This window comes from Brevibacterium atlanticum (assembly GCF_011617245.1).
Lineage (GTDB): Bacteria > Actinomycetota > Actinomycetes > Actinomycetales > Brevibacteriaceae > Brevibacterium > Brevibacterium atlanticum.
In genome coordinates this window covers 3,935,647-3,960,184 of the sequence record NZ_CP050152.1, presented here as the reverse complement: position 1 = coordinate 3,960,184, position 24,538 = coordinate 3,935,647, and the positions used below count along the sequence as shown (strand labels likewise).

The 24,538-nt window shown below is 67.4% G+C and carries 19 protein-coding genes; 13 read left to right on the top strand and 6 right to left on the bottom strand.

Features of this window, described 5'->3' with window-relative positions; translation table 11 throughout:
- Window positions 1-148 precede the first annotated feature (148 nt).
- Window positions 149-430 carry a hypothetical protein gene (locus GUY23_RS17585; protein ID WP_166974951.1) on the top strand — a complete coding sequence of 94 codons (282 nt, stop codon included), beginning with the start codon at window positions 149-151 and terminating at the stop codon, window positions 428-430.
- A gap of 138 nt (window positions 431-568) precedes the next feature.
- Here the strand turns inward: GUY23_RS17585 and GUY23_RS17580 are convergent, their stop codons facing one another.
- The 3 genes from GUY23_RS17580 to GUY23_RS17570 all read right to left on the bottom strand — a co-directional run bounded on the left by GUY23_RS17580 (window position 569) and on the right by GUY23_RS17570 (window position 3,519).
- The gene (locus tag GUY23_RS17580) at window positions 569-2,935 is read right to left on the bottom strand and encodes a heavy metal translocating P-type ATPase (protein WP_166974948.1); all 2,367 of its coding nucleotides are present in this window, start codon (window positions 2,933-2,935) and stop codon (window positions 569-571) included.
- Window positions 2,935-3,147 carry a heavy-metal-associated domain-containing protein gene (locus GUY23_RS17575; RefSeq protein ID WP_166974946.1) on the bottom strand — a complete coding sequence of 71 codons (213 nt, stop codon included), beginning with the start codon at window positions 3,145-3,147 and terminating at the stop codon, window positions 2,935-2,937. Before GUY23_RS17575 ends, GUY23_RS17580 begins: the two co-directional genes overlap by 1 nt.
- 78 nt (window positions 3,148-3,225) lie before the next feature.
- Window positions 3,226-3,519 carry a metal-sensitive transcriptional regulator gene (locus tag GUY23_RS17570; RefSeq protein WP_166974944.1) on the bottom strand — a complete coding sequence of 98 codons (294 nt, stop codon included), beginning with the start codon at window positions 3,517-3,519 and terminating at the stop codon, window positions 3,226-3,228.
- 114 nt (window positions 3,520-3,633) lie between these two features.
- Between GUY23_RS17570 and GUY23_RS17565 the strand changes: the two genes are divergently transcribed.
- The 5 genes from GUY23_RS17565 to GUY23_RS17545 all read left to right on the top strand — a co-directional run bounded on the left by GUY23_RS17565 (window position 3,634) and on the right by GUY23_RS17545 (window position 11,897).
- Window positions 3,634-5,493, top strand: a complete 1,860-nt coding sequence (locus GUY23_RS17565) for an MOSC domain-containing protein (protein ID WP_166974941.1) — start codon at window positions 3,634-3,636, stop codon at window positions 5,491-5,493.
- A gap of 52 nt (window positions 5,494-5,545) precedes the next feature.
- Entirely contained in the window at window positions 5,546-7,501 is a 1,956-nt protein-coding gene (locus GUY23_RS17560) for a sensor histidine kinase (protein WP_166974938.1), read from the top strand.
- 106 nt (window positions 7,502-7,607) lie between these two features.
- Window positions 7,608-8,825, top strand: coding sequence for an acetyl-CoA C-acetyltransferase (locus GUY23_RS17555; protein ID WP_166974935.1), 1,218 nt, complete (start codon window positions 7,608-7,610; stop codon window positions 8,823-8,825).
- A gap of 72 nt (window positions 8,826-8,897) precedes the next feature.
- Window positions 8,898-9,632, top strand: coding sequence for a response regulator (locus GUY23_RS17550; RefSeq protein WP_166974932.1), 735 nt, complete (start codon window positions 8,898-8,900; stop codon window positions 9,630-9,632).
- 282 nt (window positions 9,633-9,914) lie between these two features.
- Entirely contained in the window at window positions 9,915-11,897 is a 1,983-nt protein-coding gene (locus tag GUY23_RS17545; protein WP_166974929.1) for a penicillin-binding transpeptidase domain-containing protein, read from the top strand.
- Window positions 11,898-11,934: 37 nt separating this feature from the next.
- On the opposite strand, the gene GUY23_RS17540 is transcribed toward GUY23_RS17545, so the two are convergent.
- Window positions 11,935-13,587 (bottom strand): succinic semialdehyde dehydrogenase, encoded by a 1,653-nt coding sequence (locus tag GUY23_RS17540; RefSeq protein WP_166974926.1) that lies wholly within the window; start codon window positions 13,585-13,587, stop codon window positions 11,935-11,937.
- Window positions 13,588-13,636: 49 nt separating this feature from the next.
- Between GUY23_RS17540 and GUY23_RS17535 the strand changes: the two genes are divergently transcribed.
- Entirely contained in the window at window positions 13,637-14,848 is a 1,212-nt protein-coding gene (locus GUY23_RS17535) for an amino acid deaminase/aldolase (RefSeq protein ID WP_166974923.1), read from the top strand.
- Window positions 14,845-16,203 carry a D-arabinono-1,4-lactone oxidase gene (locus tag GUY23_RS17530; protein ID WP_208085400.1) on the top strand — a complete coding sequence of 453 codons (1,359 nt, stop codon included), beginning with the start codon at window positions 14,845-14,847 and terminating at the stop codon, window positions 16,201-16,203. The genes GUY23_RS17535 and GUY23_RS17530 overlap by 4 nt, the downstream gene beginning before the upstream one ends.
- Window positions 16,204-16,214: 11 nt before the next feature.
- Here GUY23_RS17530 and GUY23_RS17525 read toward each other — a convergent pair whose 3' ends face one another.
- A complete protein-coding gene (locus GUY23_RS17525; RefSeq protein WP_166974920.1) occupies window positions 16,215-17,204 on the bottom strand; it encodes an alpha/beta hydrolase family protein in 990 nt (329 codons plus the stop codon).
- 178 nt (window positions 17,205-17,382) lie between these two features.
- On the opposite strand from GUY23_RS17525, the gene GUY23_RS17520 reads away from it, so the two are divergent.
- Window positions 17,383-18,768: an MFS transporter gene (locus GUY23_RS17520; protein WP_166974917.1), complete on the top strand. Its 1,386-nt coding sequence runs from the start codon at window positions 17,383-17,385 to the stop codon at window positions 18,766-18,768.
- 233 nt (window positions 18,769-19,001) lie between these two features.
- Window positions 19,002-19,814, top strand: a complete 813-nt coding sequence (locus tag GUY23_RS17515; RefSeq protein WP_166974914.1) for a transcriptional regulator — start codon at window positions 19,002-19,004, stop codon at window positions 19,812-19,814.
- Window positions 19,815-19,927: 113 nt separating this feature from the next.
- Here GUY23_RS17515 and purB read toward each other — a convergent pair whose 3' ends face one another.
- Window positions 19,928-21,361, bottom strand: a complete 1,434-nt coding sequence (gene purB / locus GUY23_RS17510) for an adenylosuccinate lyase (protein ID WP_166974911.1) — start codon at window positions 21,359-21,361, stop codon at window positions 19,928-19,930.
- Between the two features lie 323 nt (window positions 21,362-21,684).
- Between purB and GUY23_RS17505 the strand changes: the two genes are divergently transcribed.
- Genes GUY23_RS17505 through GUY23_RS17495 form a run of 3 tightly spaced genes read left to right on the top strand, consistent with a single transcriptional unit; the run spans window position 21,685 to window position 24,307 of the window.
- Complete coding sequence (locus GUY23_RS17505; protein ID WP_166974908.1) at window positions 21,685-21,930, top strand: hypothetical protein; 246 nt, start codon at window positions 21,685-21,687, stop codon at window positions 21,928-21,930.
- Window positions 21,927-22,790 carry a hypothetical protein gene (locus GUY23_RS17500; protein ID WP_166974905.1) on the top strand — a complete coding sequence of 288 codons (864 nt, stop codon included), beginning with the start codon at window positions 21,927-21,929 and terminating at the stop codon, window positions 22,788-22,790. Before GUY23_RS17505 ends, GUY23_RS17500 begins: the two co-directional genes overlap by 4 nt.
- The gene (locus GUY23_RS17495; RefSeq protein WP_166974902.1) at window positions 22,790-24,307 is read left to right on the top strand and encodes a hypothetical protein; all 1,518 of its coding nucleotides are present in this window, start codon (window positions 22,790-22,792) and stop codon (window positions 24,305-24,307) included. Before GUY23_RS17500 ends, GUY23_RS17495 begins: the two co-directional genes overlap by 1 nt.
- Window positions 24,308-24,538: the final 231 nt, after the last annotated feature.

The following is a 24,538-nucleotide window of genomic DNA, read 5'->3' as shown; positions in this document are numbered from 1 at the left end:
CCCGCATGACCTGCGGCCGGACGGCGTCGGGGAGCTTCAAGGTGCCTTGGGGCAACCTCGGCGAGGGTGCGGGAAGGCGGCGGCAGGAAGAAGGCAGGGGAGGCCACGGAATGGGTCGGTTCTCAGGTGGGGTCGTTAGGATGGAGACATGGCGCCAACGAACACCCCGAAGAAGAAGTCCTCAGGCGGCAAGCCCACGAGCACCGTGTCGTACAAGGACGCGATCAAGGTCGGCGTCGTCTGCGGAATCGTCACTCTCATCCTCGCGCTCATCGTGACCCGCGCGTGGCAGGACGAACGCGCCTTCGGCTACGCATTCATCTACGCGGGCGCGGCCTTCGTCATCGTGTCCGCCTTCGCGAGCTTCCTCAACTGGGTGATGCGCAAGGACACGCAGAACAAGGACCAGTCCTTCCCGGTTCTGCGGTAAGGCACGCGCTTTCGCTCCTCCGCTCCCGGCCCGTTCCCACCCACGTGATCTTCGAGGGAAGGGAATGTCGGATTTCGCAACCGAATCCGACATTCCTCTCCCCTCGAAATCTACTTCTGGGGGCAGGGAGGACTCGCCCTACTCGAAGCGGAGCAGGCGGAGGCTGTTGAGGACGACGAACACCGACGAGAACGCCATCGCGGCTCCCGCGATCATCGGATTGAGCAGTCCGAAGGCCGCGAGCGGAATCGCCGCCGTGTTGTAGGCGAAGGCCCAGAACAGATTGCCCTTGATGAGCCCGAGTGTCCTGCGCGAGAGCCGGATGGCCTGCGGGATCTGCCGCGGATCGGACTTCACCATCGTGATGTCCGAGGCCGCCATCGCCGCATCCGTGCCCGAGCCCATCGCAATGCCGAGGTCGGCTCCGGCCAAGGCCGCGGCATCGTTGATGCCGTCGCCGACCATCGCCACGGCCCGACCGCGCTGCTGGAGCTCGGCGATCGCGGACACCTTGCCGTCAGGACGGACGTCGGCACGCACCTCGTCGATGCCGAGTGACTCGGCTACCACCTCGGCGGCTTGGGCGTTGTCTCCGGTCAGCAGGACCGTGTCGAGGCCGAGTGAATGCAGCTCGGCGATGGCGTCTGCCCCGGACGGTCTGGCCTCGTCGGCGACGAAGCTGAGCCCCCGGAACTCTCCGTCGATCGCCAGCGCGATGATCGTGGCTCCGCGCGGAACCGACTCAGTCGCGCAGTCGACCGTGATGCCGCGCTCGCGCAGCAGGTCCGGACGACCGGCGAGCACCTCGGCGCCGTCGATCGTCGCACGCAGTCCGCCGCCGGGGATGTTCTCGAAGTCGGTGAGAGAGATGCCCTCCGACGAGGGAAGAGCCGACGATTCGGAGGCCGTCGCCGAGGCGGCCGGATCCGATGCATCGTAACGTACCGGATCATCCGGCTCCCCCGTACCGAGACCCGCCGACGCAACGAGATCCGCCCCCGCACCGAGATCAACGGGTGCCGCATCGACGATCGCGCGGGCGATGGGATGCTCGCTGCGGGATTCCAGCTGCGCCAGCGTCGCGAAGTCCCGAGCCGATAGTTCGGTTCCGGTCAGGCTCATGACACCGGTGGTCAGGGTCCCGGTCTTGTCGAGCACGACGGTGTCGATCGACCGTGTCGACTCCAGCGCCTCCGGCCCGGAGACGAGGATGCCCAACTGCGACCCGCGCCCCGAGGACACGGCCCGCGCGGTCGGCGTCGCCAGCCCCAGCGCACACGGGCAGGCGATGATGAGCACCGTGAGTGCGGCATGCAGACCCATCGCCCACTCGCCGGTGGCCAGCCCCCAGATCAGCAGGGTGAGCACGGCGATGCCGAAGACGATCGGCACGAACACGGCAGAGATCCGATCGGCCAGACGCTGCACCGCCGGCTTCCCGGTCTGGGCGCGGCTGACGAGGTCGGCCATGGCTGCCAGCGTCGTGTCCGCACCCACCCGTGTGGCCCGGACCTCGAGGACTCCCGAGGTGTTGATCGTGGCGCCGGTGACGCTGTCGCCCGGAGCGACCTCGACGGGCACGGATTCGCCGGTGAGCATCGATTCGTCGACGGCCGAATGTCCGGTCAGCACGTCCCCGTCGGTGGCGATCTTCTCGCCGGGTCGGACGAGGAAGACATCCCCGACGCGAAGCCGGTCGATCGGCACCTCCACCTCGGTGCGGGTGTCGCCGTCGCGCAGCACCGTAGCGGACTTCGCACCGAGGTCGAGCAGCGCCTTGAGAGCGGCCGTCGCCCGGGTCGTCGCGCGGTCCTCGGTGAGCTTGCCGATGAGCAGGAACACCGTGATCGCCGCGGCGGCTTCGAACCACACGTGAAAGTGCTCGGGCACGTTCCAGCCGTAGCCCTCGGCCAGCGCACGGCCGAGTGTGACATAGGAGTAGCCGCTGGCGACGATGATGCCGACGCTGACCAGGGTGTCCATCGTCGTCGATCCGCCGCGCGCGGCCTTGAACGCCGCCGTGTGGAACGGCCAGGCGCCCCACGTGACGACGGGTAGGGCGAGGACGGCGGCGACCCACTGCCAGCCGGCGAAGTGCCAGCTCATGACCATGGAGATCGCCACGATCGGCACGGCCAGGATGAGCGAACCGACGAAGCGAGGACGCAGGTGGCGGGGATCGTAGTCGACGACCTCCGGCCCGGAGCCACCCGAACCGCCGGAATCATCCGAACCACTCGCACTGCCCGAACCGTCGGATCCGCCCGAAACTCCCCCGCCGCCGGCTCCGGAACGCTCCCGCACCGTCGCCCCGTATCCGGCCTTCGCGACGGTCGCCGTGATGTCGTCGTCGCCCAGATCGGAGTCGATGACCACGTGCGCGGTCTCGAGCGGCAGGTTGACCTCAGCGGTGACGCCGTCGAGCCGGGAGAGCTTCTTCTCGATCCGCGCCGAGCAGGACGCGCAGGTCATTCCCGTGATGTCGAGATCGACCTCGCGCGACATCACTTCACCTCGTAGCCGGCCTCGTCGACGGCGGCACGGATCGCCGCATCATCGAGTCCGGCCGCCGAGGTGATCGTCACCGGGGACTCGCCCCCGGGGTTGAGATCGACGGCGACGTCGGTGACGCCGCCCAGCGCGCCGAGCTCCTCCTTGACCGCGGCTTCGCAGTGTCCGCAGGTCATACCCGAAACGGTGATGGTTGTGGTGGTCATCAGATTCTCCTATCAGCGATGAGGTGCCCGAACTCTGAGGATTCAGCTTGAGTCCCAGCGGAGTCAGCTTCTGCCGGCTCAGCTCTTGACGAGTCGGGCGATGGCGGCTGATGCCTCCTCGATCTTCTTCCGCGCGGCTTCGTCGTCGCCGGATGAGGCGGCGTCGACCACGCAGTGAGCGATGTGCTCTTCAAGGAGGTTGATGGAGACCGCGTGCAGCGCGGCTGTCGCGGCGGAGATCTGGGTGAGGATGTCGATGCAGTACTTGTCGTCATCGATCATCTTCCCGATGCCGCGGACCTGACCTTCGATCCGCTTCATCCTCCGCGCGAGAGCGTCCTTCTGCGGGGTATATCCATGATGCTCAGTCATGCACACACCGTATACCCCTATAGGGTATGAATCAAGAGCGCCCTCCGCCGAGGCGGCTGTGCGTTTGGTCTCACCATGGCCCCCGCGTGCGCGTCGGCTCCTACAATCGGAGGTATGCGTGTTGCCAGCCTGTTCCGCTTCCCGGTCAAGGGATTCCCCGCCGAGGAGCTCACCGCGGCCCGCGTCGTCAAGGGCCGTGGGATCCGCGGTGACCGCGTCGCCGCGTTCACGAACGGCAGCCTCGACATCCCCGATGACACCTGGCATTCCTACTCCGCTTTCACGGTGCTGAAGAACGACACCGAGCTGCAGAGATGGCGCGTGTCTGTGTCTCTCGCCGAGGCGGTCGAGCCCGAAGCCGTGACCGTGACGCTGACCGATCCGCATGGGGAGTCGACGACCTTCGCTACGGACGACCGGGAGGGCAGGGCCACCTCGGCGGAATTCCTTTCCGCTCGCATACCCCCTCAGGGTGATTTCCCGCGGGCGCTGGCGGTCGCGGACCAGGGGATGTTCGACTCGCGGAAATCGGGGATCTCGATCATCAACCCGGCCACAGTCGCCGCGATCGCCGACACCGACGAGGGGCGCGCTGCCCTCGGTCTCGCCAGCAACTCGGCCGACCCCGCCGGCGCACCGACAGGCCCCACCGGCACCGCAGCCCTCGGCCTTGCTGCGCACGGCCGCACCGACCTCGACCCCCTCCGCTTCCGCGGGAACGTCCTCGTCGAGGGACTCGAACCCTTCGAAGAGTTCGCGCTCATCGGCCAGGTCGTCCGCCTCGGCGGGGTGAGGCTCGCGATCCGCTCGACGATCGAACGCTGCCCGGCGACGACCGTCAATCCGAGCACCGCCGATGTCGACGTCAACGTCCCCCGCGTGCTCAACTCCGCCTGTGGGCACCTGCACTGCGGGATCTACGGGCAGATCCTCGACACCGGCGACGTCTCCGTCGGCGACGAGATCACCGTCGAGGGTCCGGCCCCGCGCGAATTGATCAAGGTCGCCCGCACCCCGCGGTTCATGACCGTGACGGGCAAGCGGCAGATCTGCAACGACATCGTCGAAGTGGCGCTGCGGGACGATCTCGGCTGGATCCGCGAATTCGACGAGCCGGGCACGAACCTGCGCGTCCACCTCGACCTCGGCGCGCCGTTCTGGCGGACCTACACGATCACCGACGTCGACGACGACATCGTCCGCATCGCCGTGCGCACCCAGGGCAAGGGGTCCCGCGCCGTGGCCGCACTCGAGGCCGGGCAGTCCGTCCTCACCTCCGGACCGCACGGAACGATGACCGCCTCCCGCGTCTTCGGCGGCACGACCGCCCTGGTCACCGCCGGAATCGGCATCACGCCGAGCCTCGGCCTGCTGCGCGGCGACGGCCTCACCGACCTGCCCGCCACCGACCGGATCCGCCTCTTCCACGTCGACCGCGACCACCGCACCGCCTGCCTCTGGAACCGGCTGCAGGACCGGGCCCGCGCCGGTGCCGTCCCGGTCGAGACACACCACCGTGACACTGCGACCGCCGGACGTCCGAGCCATCGTGACCTCGTCGACTGGGTCGCCGGATGCGACAACGTCATGGTCTGCGGACCCCGCGACTTCACCGCCGCCGTACTCGCCGCAGCCGACGAAGCGGGTGTCCCGGCCGTCCACCAGGAGACCTTCGCCTCTCCGAACACGGGCATGAGCGAGGTCATCGCCGGATGCTCACCCGCCGAGGTGACGCTTGAGAACTCGGGGACGAGCTTCGTCTGGGAGCCCAAGGTGGGAACCCTGCTCGAGTCCCTCGAGGCGCGCGGATTCCGCTCGCCGAGTTCGTGCCGGGGAGGCTCGTGCGGCACGTGCGCAGTGTCCCTGGCCGCCGGATCGGTGCTCTACCCCGTCGAACCGGCCGCCCGGATCGATGACGACGAGGTGCTCGTGTGCTCGGCGGTGCCCGCCGGCCCGATCAGCCTCGTCCTCTAGGGCCCGCAGAATCCCGGCCGACGGCTGACTGACGGGTGGCACAATGGGACGCATGCCCAAGGAGAAGCGAACCGTCCTGGCGAAGGGACCCGTCGGATCGACAGGTGCCGCCAGTCGGCGATTCCGCCTCGGCGTGGCCGGACGGATCATGTTCGGAAACTCGATCATGCTCGTGGGCATCATGGTGCTCACGACGAGTCTCCTCTACATCCAGCTCTCCCAACTGAACACGAAGAGGGAACAGGACCTGCTGCGCTCGGCCGCGGACAACATGTCGATGTCGCTGGGCCTGGTGGGCACCGGCGAGGCGGGCAACGACGACTTCCTCGACGCCGAGTCCCGCGCCGATGTCGGAACCATGCTGGACAACGTCATCAGCCAGTACGGCTTCGACGTCGCCGCCGTCGTGCCCATCGACTACCTGCTCACTCCGCCCACCCTCGGCTCGCCGGACCGGCAGCAGGCGCTCGAGGACAAGATCGCCTCGGCGAACTCCGGGAAGATCCCCGAGGACTCGGTCGATCAGCTCGCGCAGTCCATCGATGGGGACGCGATCAAGAGCGGTAGTTCGAGCGTGCGCTTCATCGACGACGGCGGGCCCGGCGACGGCACCATGTACGTCATCACCCCCGTCCACGCCGAACACGTCGGTGCCGACGAGGTGGGGCCCGACACCGTGGTCGGCGCCGTCATCGTCGGAGCCTCGGCCGACACGGTCCGGGAGGGCTTTCTGCCCCAGAGCCAATGGCTCATCGGCATCGCCGTCCTCACCCTCATCCTCGGCATCGGTTCGTCATGGGTGACCTCCCGCGGCCTGCGGCGGGTCACCGGCGACTACGGCGCCGAAGAGCTCAAAAGCATGCTCGACTTCTACTCCTCGGTGCTCAAGGCGGTCTCCGAAGGTCTGCTGCTGGTCGACCGCTCACGCGGAATCGTGCTCATCAATGCCGAGGCCAGAGAGCTTCTCGGCCTACCTACGGGAGACGGGGCGGCCCCGGCAGACGACGCGGACCCGGCCCCCGCCTCGGCGGCGGAGATGCCCCTCGACGAACTCAACCTGCCCGAGGAACTCCACGATCTGCTCGCCTCCGGGCGCTGGGCCCGCGACGAGATCCACTACACGGACGACCGGGTGCTCGTGGTCAACCAGCAGCCGACCGATGCCGGCAGCGACACCTGGGTCGTGACCATGCGCGACCACACCGAGCTGGCCGAGCTCTCCGGCGAACTCGTCTCCGTCCGCTCCTTCTCGGACTCTCTGCGCGCGCAGACCCACGAATACGCGAACCGGCTGCACATGGTCGTGTCCCTCCTCGAGACCGGGCACGTCGATGAAGCCATCGACTTCGCGGCCAAGGACATCGACGATCTCAACCGGGTCAACGGGGACGGATCGATGACCTTCGACCATCCCGTCCTCTCGGCCCTGCTGCTGTCGAAGATCGCCCAAGCCGCCGAGGTGGGCATCGAGATGACGGTCGACACCGCGGATCTCACGGGCAACCTCGGCGGGGACGATCGGGATCTCGCGACGATCCTGGGCAACCTCATCGACAATGCCTTCGACGCTCTGAGCAGGCAGGACGTGCTGCCCGAGGATAAGCGCGTGCATGTGCACCTGTCCGGCGGGGGCGGTCCCGGCGGATTCACGATCGAGGTCAGCGACGACGGGCCGGGCATCGACGAGGAGCACCTCGATGCGATCTTCGAGCGTGGCTGGTCGACCAAGCACGACGGCGTCGAGACCGATCAGGGCCACGGTCGTCAGCAGACGGGAACCCGCGGGGTCGGGCTGTCGCTGGTCGTGCAGGCTATCCGCCGCCTCGGCGGGGCCGTCGACGTGCAGGGACGCGGCGAGGAGTGCGACCGGTTCAAAGGTGCGGTGCTCACGGTCTGGCTGCCGGACGTCAACGCCGGTGCAGGCGTCGGCGCGGGTGGGACTCACAGTCCGGGCGGAGCCCAGGGCGCGGGCGGGGCCCGCGGGCCGGGCGCGACTCACGCCGACTGATTTCCCATTGAACGAAACCGGCCTCTGTGGTCTGCGTCTCTCGGCCTAGACTGCACCCGTATGCGCACGGCCGAAGTGGGCCGACTGCCGAGGAGATGGAGGAGCCATGGACCAGGACATCGTCGTATGTGAACCGCTGCGAACCCCGATCGGAGCATTCGGGGGCCAATTCCGCGACATCCCCGCCCACGAGCTCTCCGCCACCGTCGTCCGGGAACTGATCAGCCGCACTGGCCTCGACCCCGAACTCGTCACCGACGTCATCATGGGTCAGGGCTACGCCACCTCCGAGGCTCCCTGCATCGGCCGTGTCACCGCACTCGACGCGGGCCTGCCGGTGACCGTGCCCGGCAAACAGGTCGACCGCCGCTGCGGATCCGGACTGCAGGCCGTTATCGATGCGGCCCTGGTCGTCGGCTCCGGGAACGGGGACTTCGTCATCGCCGGCGGCGTCGAATCCATGTCGCACGCCCCCTTCTACAACGACACCATCCGCTGGGGTGTGCGCGGCGGCAACGCCGACTTCGTCGACTCGCTCGGACGCGGACGGGTCACCCCGGGCGGCAGATTCCATCCTGTCGAGGGCGGCATGCTCGAGACCGCGGAGAACCTCCGCCGCCAGTACTCGATCGGGCGTGAGGAACAAGACGAACTCGCCTACGCCTCTCATCAGCGGGCAGCCGCAGCGGCTGCGGACGGGCGCTTCGCCGAGGAGATCGTTCCCGTGACGATCCCCGCCACCCGCAAGGTCGCCGAACACCAGATCGACTCCGACGAGCACATCCGTCCCGACACGAGCCTCGAGAAGCTCGGAAAACTCAAGCCCATCCGCGGAAAGGTCGACGACGCGGCGACTGTGACCGCCGGCAACGCCTCGGGCCAGAACGACGGGGCCGCGGCCTCCATCGTCACCACCCGCGCCGCCGCCGAGGCGCAGGGACTCAGGCCGTTGGGCCGTCTGGTCAGCTGGGCCGTGGCAGGTGTGCCCCCGGAGACCATGGGCATCGGCCCGGTCCCGGCGACCGCCAAGGCACTGGAGAAGGCCGGACTGACTCTGGCCGACATCGACCTCATCGAACTCAACGAGGCGTTTGCCGCGCAGGCGCTCGCCGTGACCCGCGAATGGGGACTGGGCAAGGACGACTTCGAGCGCCTCAACGTCAACGGTTCGGGCATCTCGCTCGGACACCCCGTCGGAGCCACCGGCGGTCGGATACTGGCCACGCTGCTGCGCGAGATGGACCGCCGGGAAGCTCGCTACGGACTCGAAACCATGTGCATCGGCGGCGGCCAGGGCATCGCCGCGATCTTCGAACGCCTCTGAAAGGCGGGCGATGTGCCCAGGCTGGAACACGTTTCGCCGCCGCGTCGCGGAGGGGTTGGCTAGACTGGCGGCATGTCAGATACGTCCATTCCTGAGTCGAGCATCGGTGTGCTCGTCGTCGAGGACGAGGTGGTCGCCGCGCGTGCTCACGCGAAGTACCTCGATCGACTCGATGGTTATCACGTCGCGGGAGTGGCGAAGAATGCGACTCAGGCCATGGCCGCTCTGACGGGCCAGATCTACGGCCTCGACCCTGCAGGCATCCACCTCGTGCTCCTGGATATGAACCTGCCCGACGGGCACGGCCTCCAGGTCTGCCGTGCCATCCGAGGTCAACGTGTCGACGTGGACATCATCGCCGTCACCGCCGCCCGGGATATGCAGATCGTGCAGGAAGCCCTGTCCTACGGGGTCGCGCAGTACATCATCAAGCCGTTCACCTTCCCGGTCTTCAAGTCCAAACTCGAGGCGTATTCGTCCTTCCGCAACCGCCTCGGCGGGGATTCGAACGAGGGTGAAGTCACCCAGACGGAGGTCGACAAGGCGATTTCGGCTCTGCGCACCCACACCGTTGCCGCGACCGCGAAGGGCGTGCCGGATGCGGTGCAGGACGAGGTGAAGGCCCTGCTCGGCGACAATCCCGGACAGTCCGCCGCCGAAGTGTCCGAAGGTCTCGGAGTCTCGCGCGTCACCGCCCGCCGCTACCTCGAATCCATGGCCGACGCAGGGATGCTCGAACGTCGCCCCCGCTATGGAGCGGCGGGTCGCCCCGTGCTCGAATACACCGTCGTCGCCGACGCGAACTGAGGCCGTTCCTGGTCCGGCAGCAATTGTTTGGTCGATCCACGGCGTTCTGAGCGCGGCAACCACGGTGGACCGACCGAACATCTGTGCAAGCGGCGGGAGTCGATTCGGCGGATGCATCTGTCGGACCGTGAGCGCTTCGGCGCCCGTTTCCCGTTCGCCTGCGTTAGGTGGGCGTTCTGGTCCACAGATTCCGAAGGTCAGCCGACCATTTCGCCCACCTAGCGCGGCCGGGTCGGCGGCACAGCAATGGACATTGCAGGAACCGCGGTAGAGGATGGACCTATGTCGAAGAAGTCGCGGGTCTGGTCGGCCGTCGCCCTTGTCCTCGTTCTCCTCGCCGGCGCCGGTGTCTTCGCGATCTTCCGACTGCCGATGCTGGCCTCCACTGCGGCAGAGACCGCGGCCCGCGATCTCGCCGAAGAGCAGCTGTCATCCGATGTCTGGCATGAGAAGGAACTGGTCCAAGGCACCTTCGACCGGGTCACGAAGTCCTTGGGCAAGCGAGTCGATCTGCGCTCGGTCACCGTCGATGACGTGACGGAGTCCGACGGACAGACTGTGGCGACACTCGACTGGACGTGGGCGAACCTCGACGGTGAGGCCTGGAGATACAGCTCCGAACTGCCGCTGGAGAAGCACGGGCTCTTCTGGTGGGCCGACCTCACCGAAAAGGCCATCCACCCGAAGCTCGGCAAAGGCGGCAGCTTCGAACTGCGAGCCAACCCGGGCAGACGCGGAAAGATCCTCGGCGCAGATGACGACGTCCTCATGGAAGAGGGAAAGGTCGTCGACATCGGAGTCCACCCGAACCGGCTCGAACCCGACACCCTGAGCACCCTCGTCAAGCAGCTCAACGACGGCGTCGATTCCCTCGACCTCGACGCCGATGATCTCGATGACGCGGTCGACGAGGCCGAGGGCAACCAACTCGTCCCCGTCATCACCCTGCGCGAAGACGACTACAAGCATGTCAAGGACGACATCCACGACCTGCCCGGTGTCCTCTTCTCCGACGGCAGCCAGAACCTGACGCGCAGCCGCGGCTTCGCTCAAGCCACCCTGGGATCGACCGGGCAGGCCAGCGCCGATGACATCAAGAAGTCCGACGGGAAGATCATTGCCGGCGACATCGTGGGCCGCACGGGGCTGCAGAAGACCTTCAATGACCGCCTCGCCGGCCCCGGGAGCGTCGAAGTCTTCGCCAAGGGGGATTCGACCGACGACACAGGCGGGAAGACAAAGCTGACCAGCCTGCACGCCTTCGAGCAGAAGGACGGCGACGATCTCGAGACCACCCTCGACGTGAAGACGCAGGACGCCGCGGACAAGGCGGCCGCGACCGCGAAGAAGCCGGCCGCCGTCGTCGTCATCCGGCCCAGCGACGGCCACGTCCTCGCCGTGGCCAATCGCGACCCGAAGGGTGCGGCGTGGGACCGGGCGCTGAGCGGCCAATATGCTCCTGGTTCGGTGTTCAAGATCGCCTCCGGACTCGCCCTCCTCGAGTCTGGAGTGAAGCCCGACGATGACATCGCGTGCCCGAAGACAGCGAACATCGGCGGCAAGAGTTTCAAGAACGCCGAGGACGAGGTGCTCGGAAACGTCAGCTTCGCCGACGACTTCGCCCACTCCTGCAACACCGCGTTCGTGACCTCCGGTGAGAAGGTCACCGGCGCCGAGGTGGCCGAGGCAGCCGCCCAACTCGGCATGACGATCGGGGCTGAGAACAATGAAAGCGGGGCCGGGTCAGAAAAGGACAGCACCGGAGCGCTGGGCATCGGAGCGAAGATGGCCTCGGTCCCGACCGACGATGACGCCGTCGCCCACGCCGCGCAGATGATCGGTCAGGGCAAGGTGCAGGCGAGCCCACTGGCGGTGGCGACGATGGCGGCCTCGGTGAACGCCGGGGAGACCGTGACTCCGCAGCTCGTCCTCGGCGATGCCCTCGAGGACTCAGACACGGCAGACGCCACCGACACTGCCGGCGACGCCCCACAGCTCGACGCGGACGCGGCGAAGGAGCTCAAGGACATGATGCGCCGAACGGTCACCGAGGGCACCGCCACCGATCTCAAGGACGTCCCGGGCAAGGACGTGCACGGCAAGACCGGCACCGCCGAATACGGCACCGACTCCCCGCCGCGCACGCATTCGTGGTTCGCCGGGTTCCAGGGAGACCTGGCCGTGGCCGTGCTCGTCGAGGACGGAGGATTCGGCGCCGAGGCGGCCGTACCCGTCGCGCACGAATTCTTCGACCGCATCAACTGAGGAGGGGAGAGCTGCCCGCCTACCGCGGCGCGTCCCCCTACTTCATCCGCAGGGACTTCATCACCGACAGCGCCCCGGACATGAGGCCCGCGAACTTCTTCTGGTCGAGCACCGAGGTGGGGGCGATCGGGTGGAGCCGCTGCTCGGCGATGGTGTGGGTATGCATGAACTGGTGGATGCCGTCGATTCCGTGCCGGTGGCCCAGTCCCGAAGCCTTGACTCCGCCGGCCGGGGCGTCGATGGATCCCCAGCTGGCCGGGTAGACCTCGTTGACGTTGATCATTCCCGCCTCGATCTGCCGGGCGTACTCGCGTCCGTGGGAGCGGGAGTACACGACGGCGGCGAGGCCGTATTCGCTGTCATTGGCCGCCGCGACCGCCTCGGCGTCGGAGGACACCGGGTAGACCGAGACGACGGGACCGAAGGTCTCCTCACGGTGGAGCTCGGCGGAAGCAGGAACATCGGTGAGCACGGTCGGGGCGTAGAAGTACGGGCCGACCTCGGGCACCGGGTGCCCGCCGGCAATGACCGTGGCGCCTGCCGCGCGGGCCTGATCGACATGGGCATTGACCCTCTCGAACTGCTTCGGTCCGCCCAGCGATCCCATCCCGGGCCCGTACGCGAAGTCGGCGCTCAAGGTCAGGGCTTGGGCCGCCTCGGCGAAGCGGGTGCAGAACTCCGGATAGAGATCCTCGTGGACGTAGATGCGCTCGACCGAGATGCACAGCTGACCGGCTGAGGAGAACGACCCGCGCACCGCCCCTTCGACGGCTTTCGCCAGATCCGCGTCGGAGAGCACGACCATGGGATTCTTGCCGCCGAGTTCGAGGGCGGTCGGCAGCAGACGCTGCCCCGTGTCCGCGGCGATCGACCGGCCAGCGGGCGTCGACCCGGTGAACGAGACCCCGTCGGCGCCGGCGATGATGGCGGAACCGATCTCGGAGGAGGGGCCGGGCACGAGCTGCCACAGTTCGGCCGGCAGGCCCGCGGCGATCGCCAGCCTGCGCATGAAGATCGCGGTCAGCGTCGTCGACGAGTCGGGTTTGTGGACGACGGCGTTGCCGGCGGTCAGCGCCGCGAACAGGTCGGTCGCTCCCAAGGTCAGGGGGTAGTTCCACGGAGTGATGAAGCCGATCACGCCCAGGGGAGTGTGGGTCACCTCGGTGCGGGTGAGGACCGGGATCGCACCGCGCCGACGGTCGGGACGGAGGTACTTCGCGGCCATCACCCCGTAGTGGCGGAGCACGTTGTAGGTGTCGAGGACCTCGTCGTAGGCGTGGATGCGTGCCTTGCCGGACTCGAACTGCACGATGTCGAGCAGCAGGTCCTCGTGCCGACGCAGTGAGTCGTGCAGCCGCATGAGCACCTTCGCCCGATGTTCGACGGACTGGGCGGCCCAGGCCGAGCCGGCGATGCGGGCGGTCCGGTAGGCGGCCTCGACATCGGCGGGGGTGTTCCGGGCGAACCGGACGACCTCCTCGCCGGTGAACGGCACGACACCGCGTTCCCGCTCGCCCGACCCGGAGGCCTCGGCGTACGGGTCGGTATCGAGGAAGTCCCGCAACGCTGCGGTATACGGGGCGGACACGGGCCGGGCAGTGCCGGATGCGGAAGGGCCGGTGCCCGGCCGGGAGGCGGTCGCTTCGGCGGCGGATTCGCTGCGCGATGCTGTGGTGGTTTCGGATCTCATCGGATTCCTTCCCAAATGACGTGGGTCACGTGCGGATAGACTATCTGACATGGTTTCGAGTGATCTGCGTCGTGCGTTGGACGGCACGGGCGCACCGACCGCCGTGATCGACCTCGGGGCCTTCGACGCGAACCTCGACGCCTTGGCCGACCGTGCCCGAGGGCTGCCGATCCGGGTGGCCTCGAAGTCCCTGCGGGTACCTGCGGCCATCGAACGCGCGCTGGCGCATCCCGCGTATTCCGGCGTGCTCGCGTACTCCGTGCCCGAGGCTCTGGCCCTCCACGCGCGCGGCATCCGTGACATCGTCATCGGCTATCCGAGCCTCGACAAGCAGGCGCTGGCCAGGATGTTCGCCGAGGTGGGCGCGTGCGACAACATCACCGTGATGATCGACTCCGTGACCCATCTCGATGTCATCGACGCGGCGCGCGATTCCCTCGCAGATGCCCACGCCGAGGCGGCCGCCGCCTCGGTGCGGGTGTGCATCGACGTCGACGCCTCCTTCCGGCTGGCCGAGGCCTGGATGGGCGATCGGTTCCACATCGGCTCCAGGCGCTCGCCGATCCGCGATGAGAACTCCGCGGTCGCCCTGGCCAGGCAGGTCGCGGCTCGGCCCGGCTTCGACCTCGTCGGTCTGATGTTCTACGAAGGGCAGATCGCGGGCACCGCCGACGCCGGTCGCTCGGTCAGGCAGGCCATCGTGCGTCGTATGCAGAAGGCCTCGATCGCTGAGCTCGCGAAGCGCCGGGCCGCGGTCATCGCCGCCGTCCGTGAGGTCGCCGACCTCGAATTCGTCAACGGAGGCGGCACCGGCTCCTTCGAATCCAGCGCGATCGAGGGCACGCTGAGCGAACTCGCTGCCGGGTCCGGACTGTTCTCCCCGGGGCTCTTCGACGGCTACACGCATTTCCGGCACCAACCCGCCGCCTTCTTCGTCACCCCGGTCGTGCGCCGACCCGCGCCCGGCTGGGTGACCGTGTTCAAGGGCGGCTTCATCGCCTCGGGAGTGCCCGGAACCGACCGCCTGCCGACCATCGCCTGGCCGCCGGGGCTCGAATACTCCGGCCTCGAAGGCCCCGGCGAGGTGCAGACGCCGCTGACCGGGCCCGGAGTCGACGATCTGCGCATCGGCGACCTCGTGTGGTTCCGGCATGCGAAGGCCGGGGAGCTGGCAGAACATTTCAACGAATTCCTCGTCGTCGAGGGCGCGGAAGTGGTCGACACGTGGACGACATATAGGGGAGAAGGACTGGTGCTGTGAGCACAGTGAAGACGGGGAGCACCCGGCAGGCGTTTCGGAACTGGTCCGGGCACGTTCACGCCCATCCGCACACGTACTGTCGCCCCACCTCGGCGGAGGAGCTGTCCGCAATAGTCTCCCGCGCCTCCGCGGACGGGGATCGTCTTCGGGTCGTCGGTGCCGGCCATTCGTTCACCCCGGTCGCTGCGGGCGACGATGTCATGGTCAACCTCGACGAGCTCAGCGGGATCGTCGCCGTCGACGAGGCCAGCGGGCGTGTGCGCTTCCACGCCGGCACCCGGCTGCGGGACATTCCCGGGCTGCTGGCGCCCTTCGGTCTGGCCCTGGCCAACCAGGGCGACGTCAACCCGCAGTCGCTGGCCGGGGCGGTCTCGACGAGCACGCACGGCACCGGCCTCGGGTTCACCGGTTTCGCCGGCACCATCACCGGACTCTCCCTCATGGGTCCCGACGGCAGTGTGCGCGATCTGTCCGCGGAGACCGAGCCCGAGGTCTTCGATCTCGCCCGGGTCAGCCTCGGTGTGCTCGGTGTGCTCACCGAGGTCGAGCTCCAGTGCGTTCCGGCCTTCGACCTCATCGCCGAGGAGAAGGTGGCCGGTCTCGCCGAACTCCTCGACGGACTCGAGGAGCGGATGCGCTCGGCCGACCATTTCGAGTTCTACTGGTTCCCGCACACCGATTCGGCGCTGACGAAGACGAATACCCGTGTGGATCCGGGGCAGGCCGGACCCGGTCACCTCGCCGAGGCGGGGGTGCGCAACCGATGGCTCAACCTCCTCGACAAGGAGGTCGTGGAGAACGGGGCCCTGCGCCTGGCCGTCGAACTCGGGGCCAAGCTCCCGGGTGCGGTGCCGTCTATCAATCGCATCGCCCAGTCCGTGGTCTCGGACCGGATCTACCGGGCGCCGGGCCATGACGTGTTCGTCACCCCGCGTCGAGTGCGCTTCAACGAAATGGAGTACGCACTGCCCTTCGCCGCCGGCTCGCAGGCGATCCGTGAGATCCGGGCGGCGATCGAAGCCAAGGGGTGGACGATCTCGTTCCCCCTCGAGGTCCGGTGTGCGGCCGCCGACGATGTGCCGCTGTCGACGGCTTCGGGTCGGGAGACGATGTACATCGCCGTCCACCGGTTCAACAAAGAGGACTTCGCGGAGTACTTCCGCGTCGTCGAACGGATCGCGCTCGCTCACGGGGGACGCCCGCACTGGGGCAAGATCCACACCCTCGGTGCGGAGCGACTGCGCGGACTCTACCCGCGCTTCGACGACTTCTGTGCGCTGCGGGCCCGACTGGATTCGGAGGCGATGTTCGGCAACCGGTTCACCGATTCGCTGTTCGGCCTCACGGTGCGCTGAGCGGCGGACGGTCACGTTCTGACCCGCTCGGGTCGCGTGGGTGTCTGCACCACCCTTGTGGCTCGCATATCTGCAGCCTGCACGTCCGCAGGCTGTGCGTCCGCTGCCCTCACGTCCGCGGCCTGCACCTCCGTGGCCCGTGCCAGCCAGTCGATGATCTCCGGCCAGGCCCCGCGGCCGACCGAGCGGCGCATCAGCCCGTGATGGCCGATCTGCCTGACTCCGAGCTCGGACGCGGTGAATGTCCGACGCTCCACCGGGGCGAGGAGCAGACGGTCGACGAGTTCGTCGATCTGCCCGGGCGAGGCCCACAGATCGTCCGCGGCCCCGACGGAGAGGACGGGTGTGCGCATGCGTGCCATCCGTGCAGCGGCGGCGAGTTCGGGAATGTCGAAGAAGTAGTCGGGCCTGCTCACCCAATGCGACCATTCGAGCAGAGCCGCTCGCGGAATGTCCTCCCCGAGCCCGAGTCGCTCACCCGGCGCATAGCCGAGCAGCCGGGTCAGGGCCGGACCGAGGACGGCAAGGATGGCGCGGACGCGCATCCGTTCGGTGCGGGTGATGATGTCTCTGGTGGCCGCCCGATGCGTGGCGACGGTGACGATGCCGCTGAGCTGTTCACCGCCGAACCCGAGGAGCAGGGCATGCCCGCCGAGACTGTGCCCGAGGGCGAACTGCGGCAGCCCGGGAAATCTCTCCTCGGCCCACGCGGACACGGCCGGAACATCCTCGGTGATCCAGTCGCTCATGCGCAGTCTGGGATTCGTCCGTGCGGCGGGACTGCCGACCCCGCGCATCCGATAGGTGACCACGGCGAACCCGTGATCGACGAGGGCATCGGCGAAGGAGAAGTAGAAGCGCTCCGGTGTCGCGGTGGCCGGATGGATCGTGACCACTCCGCGCGGGGCAGCCTCGGGCACGCGGAGATGACCGGCGATGGTCCCGTCGCCGAGGCGGCTTCTCACCGGAATCTGCAGAGGCTGCGGTGCTGATCTCTCCATGTCATCGAGCGTAGCCACCGATTCGTCACTTGGCTACTGATCGGTAGTAACATTTCTGTCGTGATCGGTTCGGGATGTCACACCCGACTGGTACGCTCGGGACGACGAGCGATCCGGCCGCCTGTCCCCAGCGGCATCGACCCCACGATCACATATTCCCAACGAACTGGAACCGACGATGTCAGAGTTCGATCAGCACACCCCTTCGGATCCCACTTCTTCGGGCCCCGCCTCCGAACGGCAGCCCAGGAGCGAGAGCGGACGCCGTCGCTCGATGTTCGTCGCGGCGTTCGGCACAGTCGTCGAATGGTACGACTTCTCGATCTTCTTCTACGTCGCCACGACGCTGACCGCCGAATTCTTCGGCGACCAGACCGACTCCCTGCTGCTCACCCTCGGAGTGGGAGCGGCCGGCTTCCTCTTCCGGCCTCTGGGCGCGATGGTCTTCGGCCACCTCGGCGATCGGATCGGACGGCGCTCCACGCTCATCATCTCCGCGGTCCTCATGGCCATCTCGATGCTCGGGATCGCAGTGATCCCGAACTATGAGACGATCGGCATCTGGGCGGGGGTCCTCATGGTCACCCTCCGGTGCCTGTCCGGGTTCTCCGTCGGCGCCGAATACACCGGCATCATGGTCTTCCTCATGGAATCGGCCGGACCGGGCAAGCGCGGACTCGCGGCCAGCTGGGCGGCGGCCAACAGTGAGGTCGGGGCCCTCCTGGCGGTCGGATCCGGCGCCTTGCTGGCCAATACCCTCAGCACCGAGGCGATGGATTCGTGGGGGTGGCGGCTGCTGTTCGTCCTCGGCGCCGTGCTCGCGATCCTCATGGTGCCGCTGCGGTCGATGATGGAGGAGACGGAGACCTTCAAACGGCTGCAGCAGGCGGAGAAGGAGAAGAAGGACACTGCACTCGAGCGTTCGCCGCTCATCACCGCGATCCTCGAGCAGCCGCGGGCGATCCTCGTCGCCTTCCTCATCTCCTCGATCGGCTCGGTCAGCTACTTCCTCAACATCACGTACGTGCCCACCTACATCGAAGAGGTCGCAAAGGTCCCGAACTCGGGGTCCCTGGCGTTGGGCACCGTGGCCGCCGTCGTCGCCATCGTCGTCACGCCGTTCTTCGGCCTGGCTTCGGACCGGTTCGGCCGCAAGCCCGCCCTGGCCGTACTCATGGCCGTCTTCGTGTTCACGATCATTCCCGCCTACGCTCTGTTGGGCGGCAGCTCCTCTGGTGGGGCGGTCTTCGGTGTTGCGTTCCTCGCGATCCCCGCAGCCGGATGGAGCGCGGTCGCCGCGGCCATGGTGCCCGAGCAGTTCACCGGTACGAGTCGGTTCTCCGGCATGGCCATCGGCTACAACGTCGCGACCGTCCTCTTCGGAGGGCTCTCACCGCTCATCGCCACGGCGCTGATGTCCTCCACGGGCATCAACCTGGCTCCGGCGATCTACGCGACCGTCGTCATCGTCGTCGCCGGTGTTCCTACGCTCTTCCTCGCCCGCAGCATGGGGAAGAAGACCCTCGCCGAGGTGGACGCGGACAGGCATCTCGTCCCCGCCTGAGGGCTGGGCCGGGTGGTCGTCCGGCCACGGGCCCGGATGGGCGTCTCGCCCGGTCAGGAGCGATATCTGGGCTCGACGACGTCGGCCGGGTGGGATGCATCCGATCGATGACAGACGTGACGGTTCTGCCACACACAGCGCACATCTGTGCGCCGATGGGCTCATAGGTTGGTTCCATAAGAGGCATTCGGGCGCTCGGTTCCCGGGTGCGAGGAACCGACCTAGGAGTCATCATGAAACGCACGAATCGCGCCGTTCTCACCGCAGCCGCCGTGCTCAGCTGCACCCTCGCCTTCTCCGGCTGCTCGCTCATCGACCAGGTGGTGCCGGACCAGGACGGAACCTCCGGGGAGCAGGGCGGAGCCGATGGTCAGCAGCCGAGCGGTGAGGACGAGGCCTCGCAGAACTCGAATGGCGACGAGGCAGCCTCCGACGCGGGATCCTCCTCATCGGATGCGGGCACTGAGAGCGCCGATGACGGTACAACCGCTTCTGACACCGGGACGAGCGGCTCGGACGGCGGAACCACAGGCGGCGGGACTTCAGACAGTGGATCCTCGAGCTCGGACTCGGGGCAGTCGTCGGGCAGTCAGGGGGAGGCCAGCATCGGGAAGAGCTTCGAAGATCCCGAGATGGAGGACAAGATCGAGGTGCTCTCGGCCGTGCGGAACTTCGACTCGGCCAGGAAGGCGACGTCCATCGAACTCGGCGGTGAAGTCGTCCTCCTCGAAGTCAAGATCACCCCAGGTCAGAAGTACAGCGGACTCATCCAGTCGGGAGCGTTCAAGATCTCCGACGACGGTGGTGCCGAATACCGGTACGACCAGACGGACGGCCTCAAGGAGGAGATGAGAGCCGCCGGTTACGATCCCTTCGAGGACGTGTCGCGCCGCGACGGTGGAACCCATCAGGGCTGGATTGCGTACGTCCCCGATGAGAAGAAGGACACCTACACGATCCGTTACGAACGCGGAGCCGGCAAGGTGATGGGAACCGACGAGAAGGTCCCGGCGTTCACAACGACCTTCGACATTCCCTCCAGCTGACGGCCCTCCAGCTGGCGGCCGATCAGTGAGACACATCGGGGCCGGTCTCCGAATTCGGAAATCGGCCCCGATGGTCGTTCCAGGCTCATGGAAGAGTCGTCGACAGCAGTGGATCAGGCTTCGCTGAGCTTCTGCCAGTCGGCGACCTCGGCCTCGGCCAACTGCGCAGCCACGCCGATGTAACTGGCCGGCGTCAGCGCCTTGAGCAGCTCCGCCCGCTCCTCGGGAAGCCCGAGCCCGGAGACGAACTCCTGCAGGTCGGCCTGGTTGATCCGCTTGCCGCGGGTGAGCTCCTTGAGTGTTTCGTACGGGTTCTCCATTCCCGGAGTCCCCTGCAGGCCGGCGGCGCGCATCACCGACTGGACGGCCTCGCCGAGGACCTCCCAGTTCGCATCGAGGTCGGCGGCCAGGGCGTCCTCGTTGATGGCCAGGGCACTCAGCCCCTTGACGAGGTTGTTCAGCGCCAGCACCGAGTGTCCGTAGGCGACGCCGATGTTGCGCTGCGAGGTCGAGTCCGTGAGATCGCGCTGCATCCGCGAGGTCACCAGGGTCGACGCGAGCGAATCGAGCAGGGCACAGGAGAGTTCGAGGTTGGCCTCGGCGTTCTCGAACCGGATCGGGTTGACCTTGTGCGGCATCGTCGAGGAACCGGTCGCTCCTGCGACGGGGATCTGCTTGAAGTAGTTCATCGAGATGTAGGTCCACATATCGGTGGCCAAGTTGTGGGCGATGCGGTTGAACCGGGCGATGTCGGCGAAGAGCTCGGCATCCCAGTCGTGCGATTCGATCTGCGTCGTCAGCGAGTTGAACGTCAGTCCCAGGCGGTCCTCGACGAAGGTCTGGGCGACCTTCGGCCAATCGGCTCCCGGGACGGCGGCCAGATGGGCCGAGTAGGTTCCGGTCGCGCCGTTGATCTTGCCGAGGAAGTCGGTGGAGGCGATGCGCTCGTACTGGCGGCGCAGGCGGTGGATGAATACCGCGAGTTCCTTGCCCATCGTCGTCGGGGTGGCCGGCTGGCCGTGGGTGTGGGCGAGCATGGGCACTTCTGCCAGGGCCGCGGCGGATTCGGCGATGCTGTCGATGAGCGCCTTTGCCCGCGGCAGCCACACCTGTTCGGTGGCGCCCTTGATGCCGAGGGCCCAGGACAGATTGTTGATGTCCTCCGAGGTGCAGCAGAAGTGCACGAGCTCGCTGAGATCGTCGGCGCCGATCTCCACTAGGGCTTCTTTGATTGTGTATTCGACGGCCTTGACGTCGTGGACGGTGACCGCCTCATGGGCAGCCAGCGTGGCGATGGTCTCGGCGTCGAAGCCGTCCGCGAAAGAACGCAGGGCGTCGACTTCGTCGGGAGTGAGGCGACGGACACCTTCGATCACGGAGTTCTGTGCGAGGTGGATGAACCATTCGATCTCGACGATGATGCGGTTGCGGTTGAGTGCCGCCTCGGAGAGGTGATCGACGAGGTCAGCGGTGTCTTTGCGGTAGCGACCATCAAGCGGTCCGAGAGCGATGGCGGGCGTGATTTCGGCAAGGGAAACAGTCGGCATGCCCCCATTTTCTCATGATCGGCCGAGTGAGGCGGAAACCGTCCGGCCGGGGTGGAACCCGCCTGACCGCAGCGTGCCGACGGGCGGGCGGGTCCGGCGGTGAGAGTGACGACTCGAACGTGATCGCCTGTGGACGCAGCGTCGACTCCGGCGTGCGAACCCTGTGGATGCCCGAGGGACTTCCCCAGGGTCGAGTTCGGGGCTTCCCAGCCTGGTCGGCGCTCTCCTACGGTCAAAGGGAAATCGAGCGCGGGCCAGTCCTGTGTGCACCGGAGGCGTGGGGATCGCACGGTCGCGAACTGCATCGAAGTGAGGAGTGAAGGGTGATCACGGACGAGCTGGCACGCAATCGTGAGCAGTGGCGAGGCCGTGCCCAGCTGCTGCGCAACCTTGCGCAGAACTGTCGGCAGATCGAAGGATGGGACTCTCCGGCCGGGGACCTGCTTGAGGACAGGGTGAGATCGTGTGCGGAGTCGATCGATGCGCTCGCGGACCGCGCCGACGACCTCGCCGAGGCGTACGAACTGCATCTGCAGGTCGTCTCCGTGGGAGGACGGATCCAGCTGTGAGCATCGCATCGGAGTTCGGGACCAGGGACCTCGAGAAGTGGATCGTCGTCGATCTCGAGAGGATCCGTCGGCTGCCCGACCGTCTGCGCCGACTGTGGCCGACCGAACTCTCGCCGAGGCGGCCCCACGCCGAAGACGATGACGTCGGTGCCAGCCCGGCGGGGGAGCGTGGCACCGGACCCCGTCCGGCAGGCGAGGACGATGCGAGACCCCGCCCGGCAGGCGACGACGATGCGAGACCCCGCCCGGCAGGGGAGGACGATGAGGGGTCCCTCTCAGCGGGCGAGAGCGACGGGAGCCCCGAATCGACGGGGGACGACGACGCGGGCGTCACCTCGGTGGGGGAGACCATCGAGCTCATCGACCTCGGCGAATCCGTCCCGGGGAACCGGGAACTCGACGTGCTCACGGCGTGGGTCGCGGGATTCGCCGCCGAACTCAACCAGGGCGATGTGCGGATCACGGTCGTCCTGTCCTCGGGCGTCGAATCCGTTCAACTCGCGCTCTGTCTCGGCCCGGCGACCAGCCAGGCTGTGCTGGCGCTCCACGGCGAGGGGTTCGACGGCTTCGCCCACCACCAGCTGCTGCGCAGAATCGACCCGAGGCGGATCGGCAACGTCGTCGACGAACTCGCCGGTCTGGTCGAACACGACTGCGTGCTCACCGTGAACTGGGCCGCCCGCGGTGGGGCCGCAGGTCTCGAGTTCCTCCACCGCAGGCACGGCGCCTGGTTCCGTCCTGTCCTCGAACGCCGCGGCGACTCGATCACCGTCGATGCGGACGTCGCCGCTGAGGATGATGCAGTGCGGATGCTGGTGGCGGCCGTGCTGTCCCGGACGATGTCGCCGGGGGTGCGGTGATGATCGCTTCGCGGACCCGCGGGGGCGGACGGGTCACCGTCGACCAGCGCGCCGACGACAGCGGGGAGGCGCTGCAGTCGATCATCGGCGATGTCGGCGATCTGTCGGTCCAGGCGGCTGTCGGCGACTTCGATCTCGCGACCCTGCTCACACAGGTGCCGGCGCCGCTCACGGCGCTCAACCTCGACGCCTGTCGCATGCGCTTCCACGGGCAGCTGGCGGCGTCACTGCTCGAGCTCGAGGCGACGGCCGTCGGTGTGAAGGCCGCCGCGTTCGCCTACCGGCAGGCCGAGAAGGGCATCAGCGAGGCCCTCGGGGGACTGCTCGACGCCATCGGCTATGCGACGGGACGCATCATCGCCATCAGCCTGCCCATCATCGTTCCGGTCGCCGTCACCATCGGCGTTCAGGTGCTCGTGGTCTCGAAGATCCTCGACGTCACCGGACTCGACGATGTCATCACCCAACACTTCGGCATCGATCTCGGCAAGACCAAGGCACAGGTCAAGGAGGCACTGGTCACCGCCGTGTTCGAACACTCCGATGTGGCCGGAGCCGTCATCGAGCACGTGCTGCCGGGCATCGTCGTGGGCTTCGTGGGGCTGCCTCCCGCGCTGCTGGACACCGATGCCGACCACGCCTATTGGCCGCACGACTCACAGTCGATGACCGTGTGGCTGCTGGCGGGGGCGAATCAGTTCGGGTTCTTTCTGCCCTCCGATGTGGAGGTCTGGGAAGCGGAAGGGGTGACCCCGCCGCATGAGAAGCCTCCGCGCGACCTCGAGGATCTCTACCTCAGGGAAGCGGCCTGCCATCGCGGCACCGACTCCGGGCAAGTGCGCATCGAGGAGATCGTCGGACCGGACGGGACCACCCGCTACATCGTCTACATTCCGGCCACCACCGACTGGTCGCCGAAGTCCGGAGACAACACGACGGACATGACGACGAACGTGCAGGGCATGGCCGGCAACGACACGGTGATGCGCGAGATGGTCCGCCAGGCGATCGCCGATGCGGGAATCGACCCGAACGACGAGGTCATGCTCGTCGGATATTCGCAGGGCGGCATCACCGCAGGATCCCTAGCGGCTGACCCGGCCTTCCTCTCCGATGTCAACGTCACGGCGCTCATGACGGTGGGCTCGCCGATCTCGGACTTCGCCATCGGCTCGGACATCGACGTGCTCTCGATCGAACACGAACAGGACCTCGTGCCCGACCTCGACGGCAACGAGAACCCCGCAGCCGACAACTGGTCGACGATCACCGTCGACTATGACCCCGACGAACTGCGCAAAGCCCCGGCGCTCAAGGACAAGTCCGATGCCGAGATCGCCGACATGCTCGACTCGGCCGGTGCCGCGCACTCGTCGACGGCCTATGCGGCGTCGATCGCGCTGCTGCTGCGATCGGGGAACGGGAGCCTCGACCGGTTCACTGCGAAGAATTCGGGGTTCTTCACCGGAGACCTGAAGAAGACCCGGGACTACCAGGGAAAGCGCAAGCACACATGAATCGCGCGTGACCGCGGGCGGGCCGGCCGCCTCGGCGGGGAGACCGGCGGTCATCCGGTGCTCGGACATGCGTTGGTCGGACGATGGACTAAGTCTGAGGGGATCGACAATTGTCCGCTGAGGCGATTGGAACTGGGCCACATGTGTCGAAGTCAGCCCATAGTCTGTTTCTGACCTGCACTTTTGATACTCGAACCGCACGGTGAGAGTGGCAAGCAGTGAGTGGATTCG

Excerpts from the sequence above, each read along its gene's own strand:
- GUY23_RS17585 (WP_166974951.1), top strand. The coding sequence starts at position 149 with ATGGCGCCAACGAACACCCCGAAGAAGAAGTCCTCAGGCGGCAAGCCC.
- GUY23_RS17580 (WP_166974948.1), bottom strand. The coding sequence starts at position 2,935 with ATGTCGCGCGAGGTCGATCTCGACATCACGGGAATGACCTGCGCGTCC.
- GUY23_RS17575 (WP_166974946.1), bottom strand. The coding sequence starts at position 3,147 with ATGACCACCACAACCATCACCGTTTCGGGTATGACCTGCGGACACTGC.
- GUY23_RS17570 (WP_166974944.1), bottom strand. The coding sequence starts at position 3,519 with ATGACTGAGCATCATGGATATACCCCGCAGAAGGACGCTCTCGCGCGG.
- GUY23_RS17565 (WP_166974941.1), top strand. The coding sequence starts at position 3,634 with ATGCGTGTTGCCAGCCTGTTCCGCTTCCCGGTCAAGGGATTCCCCGCC.
- GUY23_RS17560 (WP_166974938.1), top strand. The coding sequence starts at position 5,546 with ATGCCCAAGGAGAAGCGAACCGTCCTGGCGAAGGGACCCGTCGGATCG.
- GUY23_RS17555 (WP_166974935.1), top strand. The coding sequence starts at position 7,608 with ATGGACCAGGACATCGTCGTATGTGAACCGCTGCGAACCCCGATCGGA.
- GUY23_RS17550 (WP_166974932.1), top strand. The coding sequence starts at position 8,898 with ATGTCAGATACGTCCATTCCTGAGTCGAGCATCGGTGTGCTCGTCGTC.
- GUY23_RS17545 (WP_166974929.1), top strand. The coding sequence starts at position 9,915 with ATGTCGAAGAAGTCGCGGGTCTGGTCGGCCGTCGCCCTTGTCCTCGTT.
- GUY23_RS17540 (WP_166974926.1), bottom strand. The coding sequence starts at position 13,587 with ATGAGATCCGAAACCACCACAGCATCGCGCAGCGAATCCGCCGCCGAA.
- GUY23_RS17535 (WP_166974923.1), top strand. The coding sequence starts at position 13,637 with ATGGTTTCGAGTGATCTGCGTCGTGCGTTGGACGGCACGGGCGCACCG.
- GUY23_RS17525 (WP_166974920.1), bottom strand. The coding sequence starts at position 17,204 with ATGGAGAGATCAGCACCGCAGCCTCTGCAGATTCCGGTGAGAAGCCGC.
- GUY23_RS17520 (WP_166974917.1), top strand. The coding sequence starts at position 17,383 with ATGTCAGAGTTCGATCAGCACACCCCTTCGGATCCCACTTCTTCGGGC.
- GUY23_RS17515 (WP_166974914.1), top strand. The coding sequence starts at position 19,002 with ATGAAACGCACGAATCGCGCCGTTCTCACCGCAGCCGCCGTGCTCAGC.
- purB (WP_166974911.1), bottom strand. The coding sequence starts at position 21,361 with ATGCCGACTGTTTCCCTTGCCGAAATCACGCCCGCCATCGCTCTCGGA.
- GUY23_RS17495 (WP_166974902.1), top strand. The coding sequence starts at position 22,790 with ATGATCGCTTCGCGGACCCGCGGGGGCGGACGGGTCACCGTCGACCAG.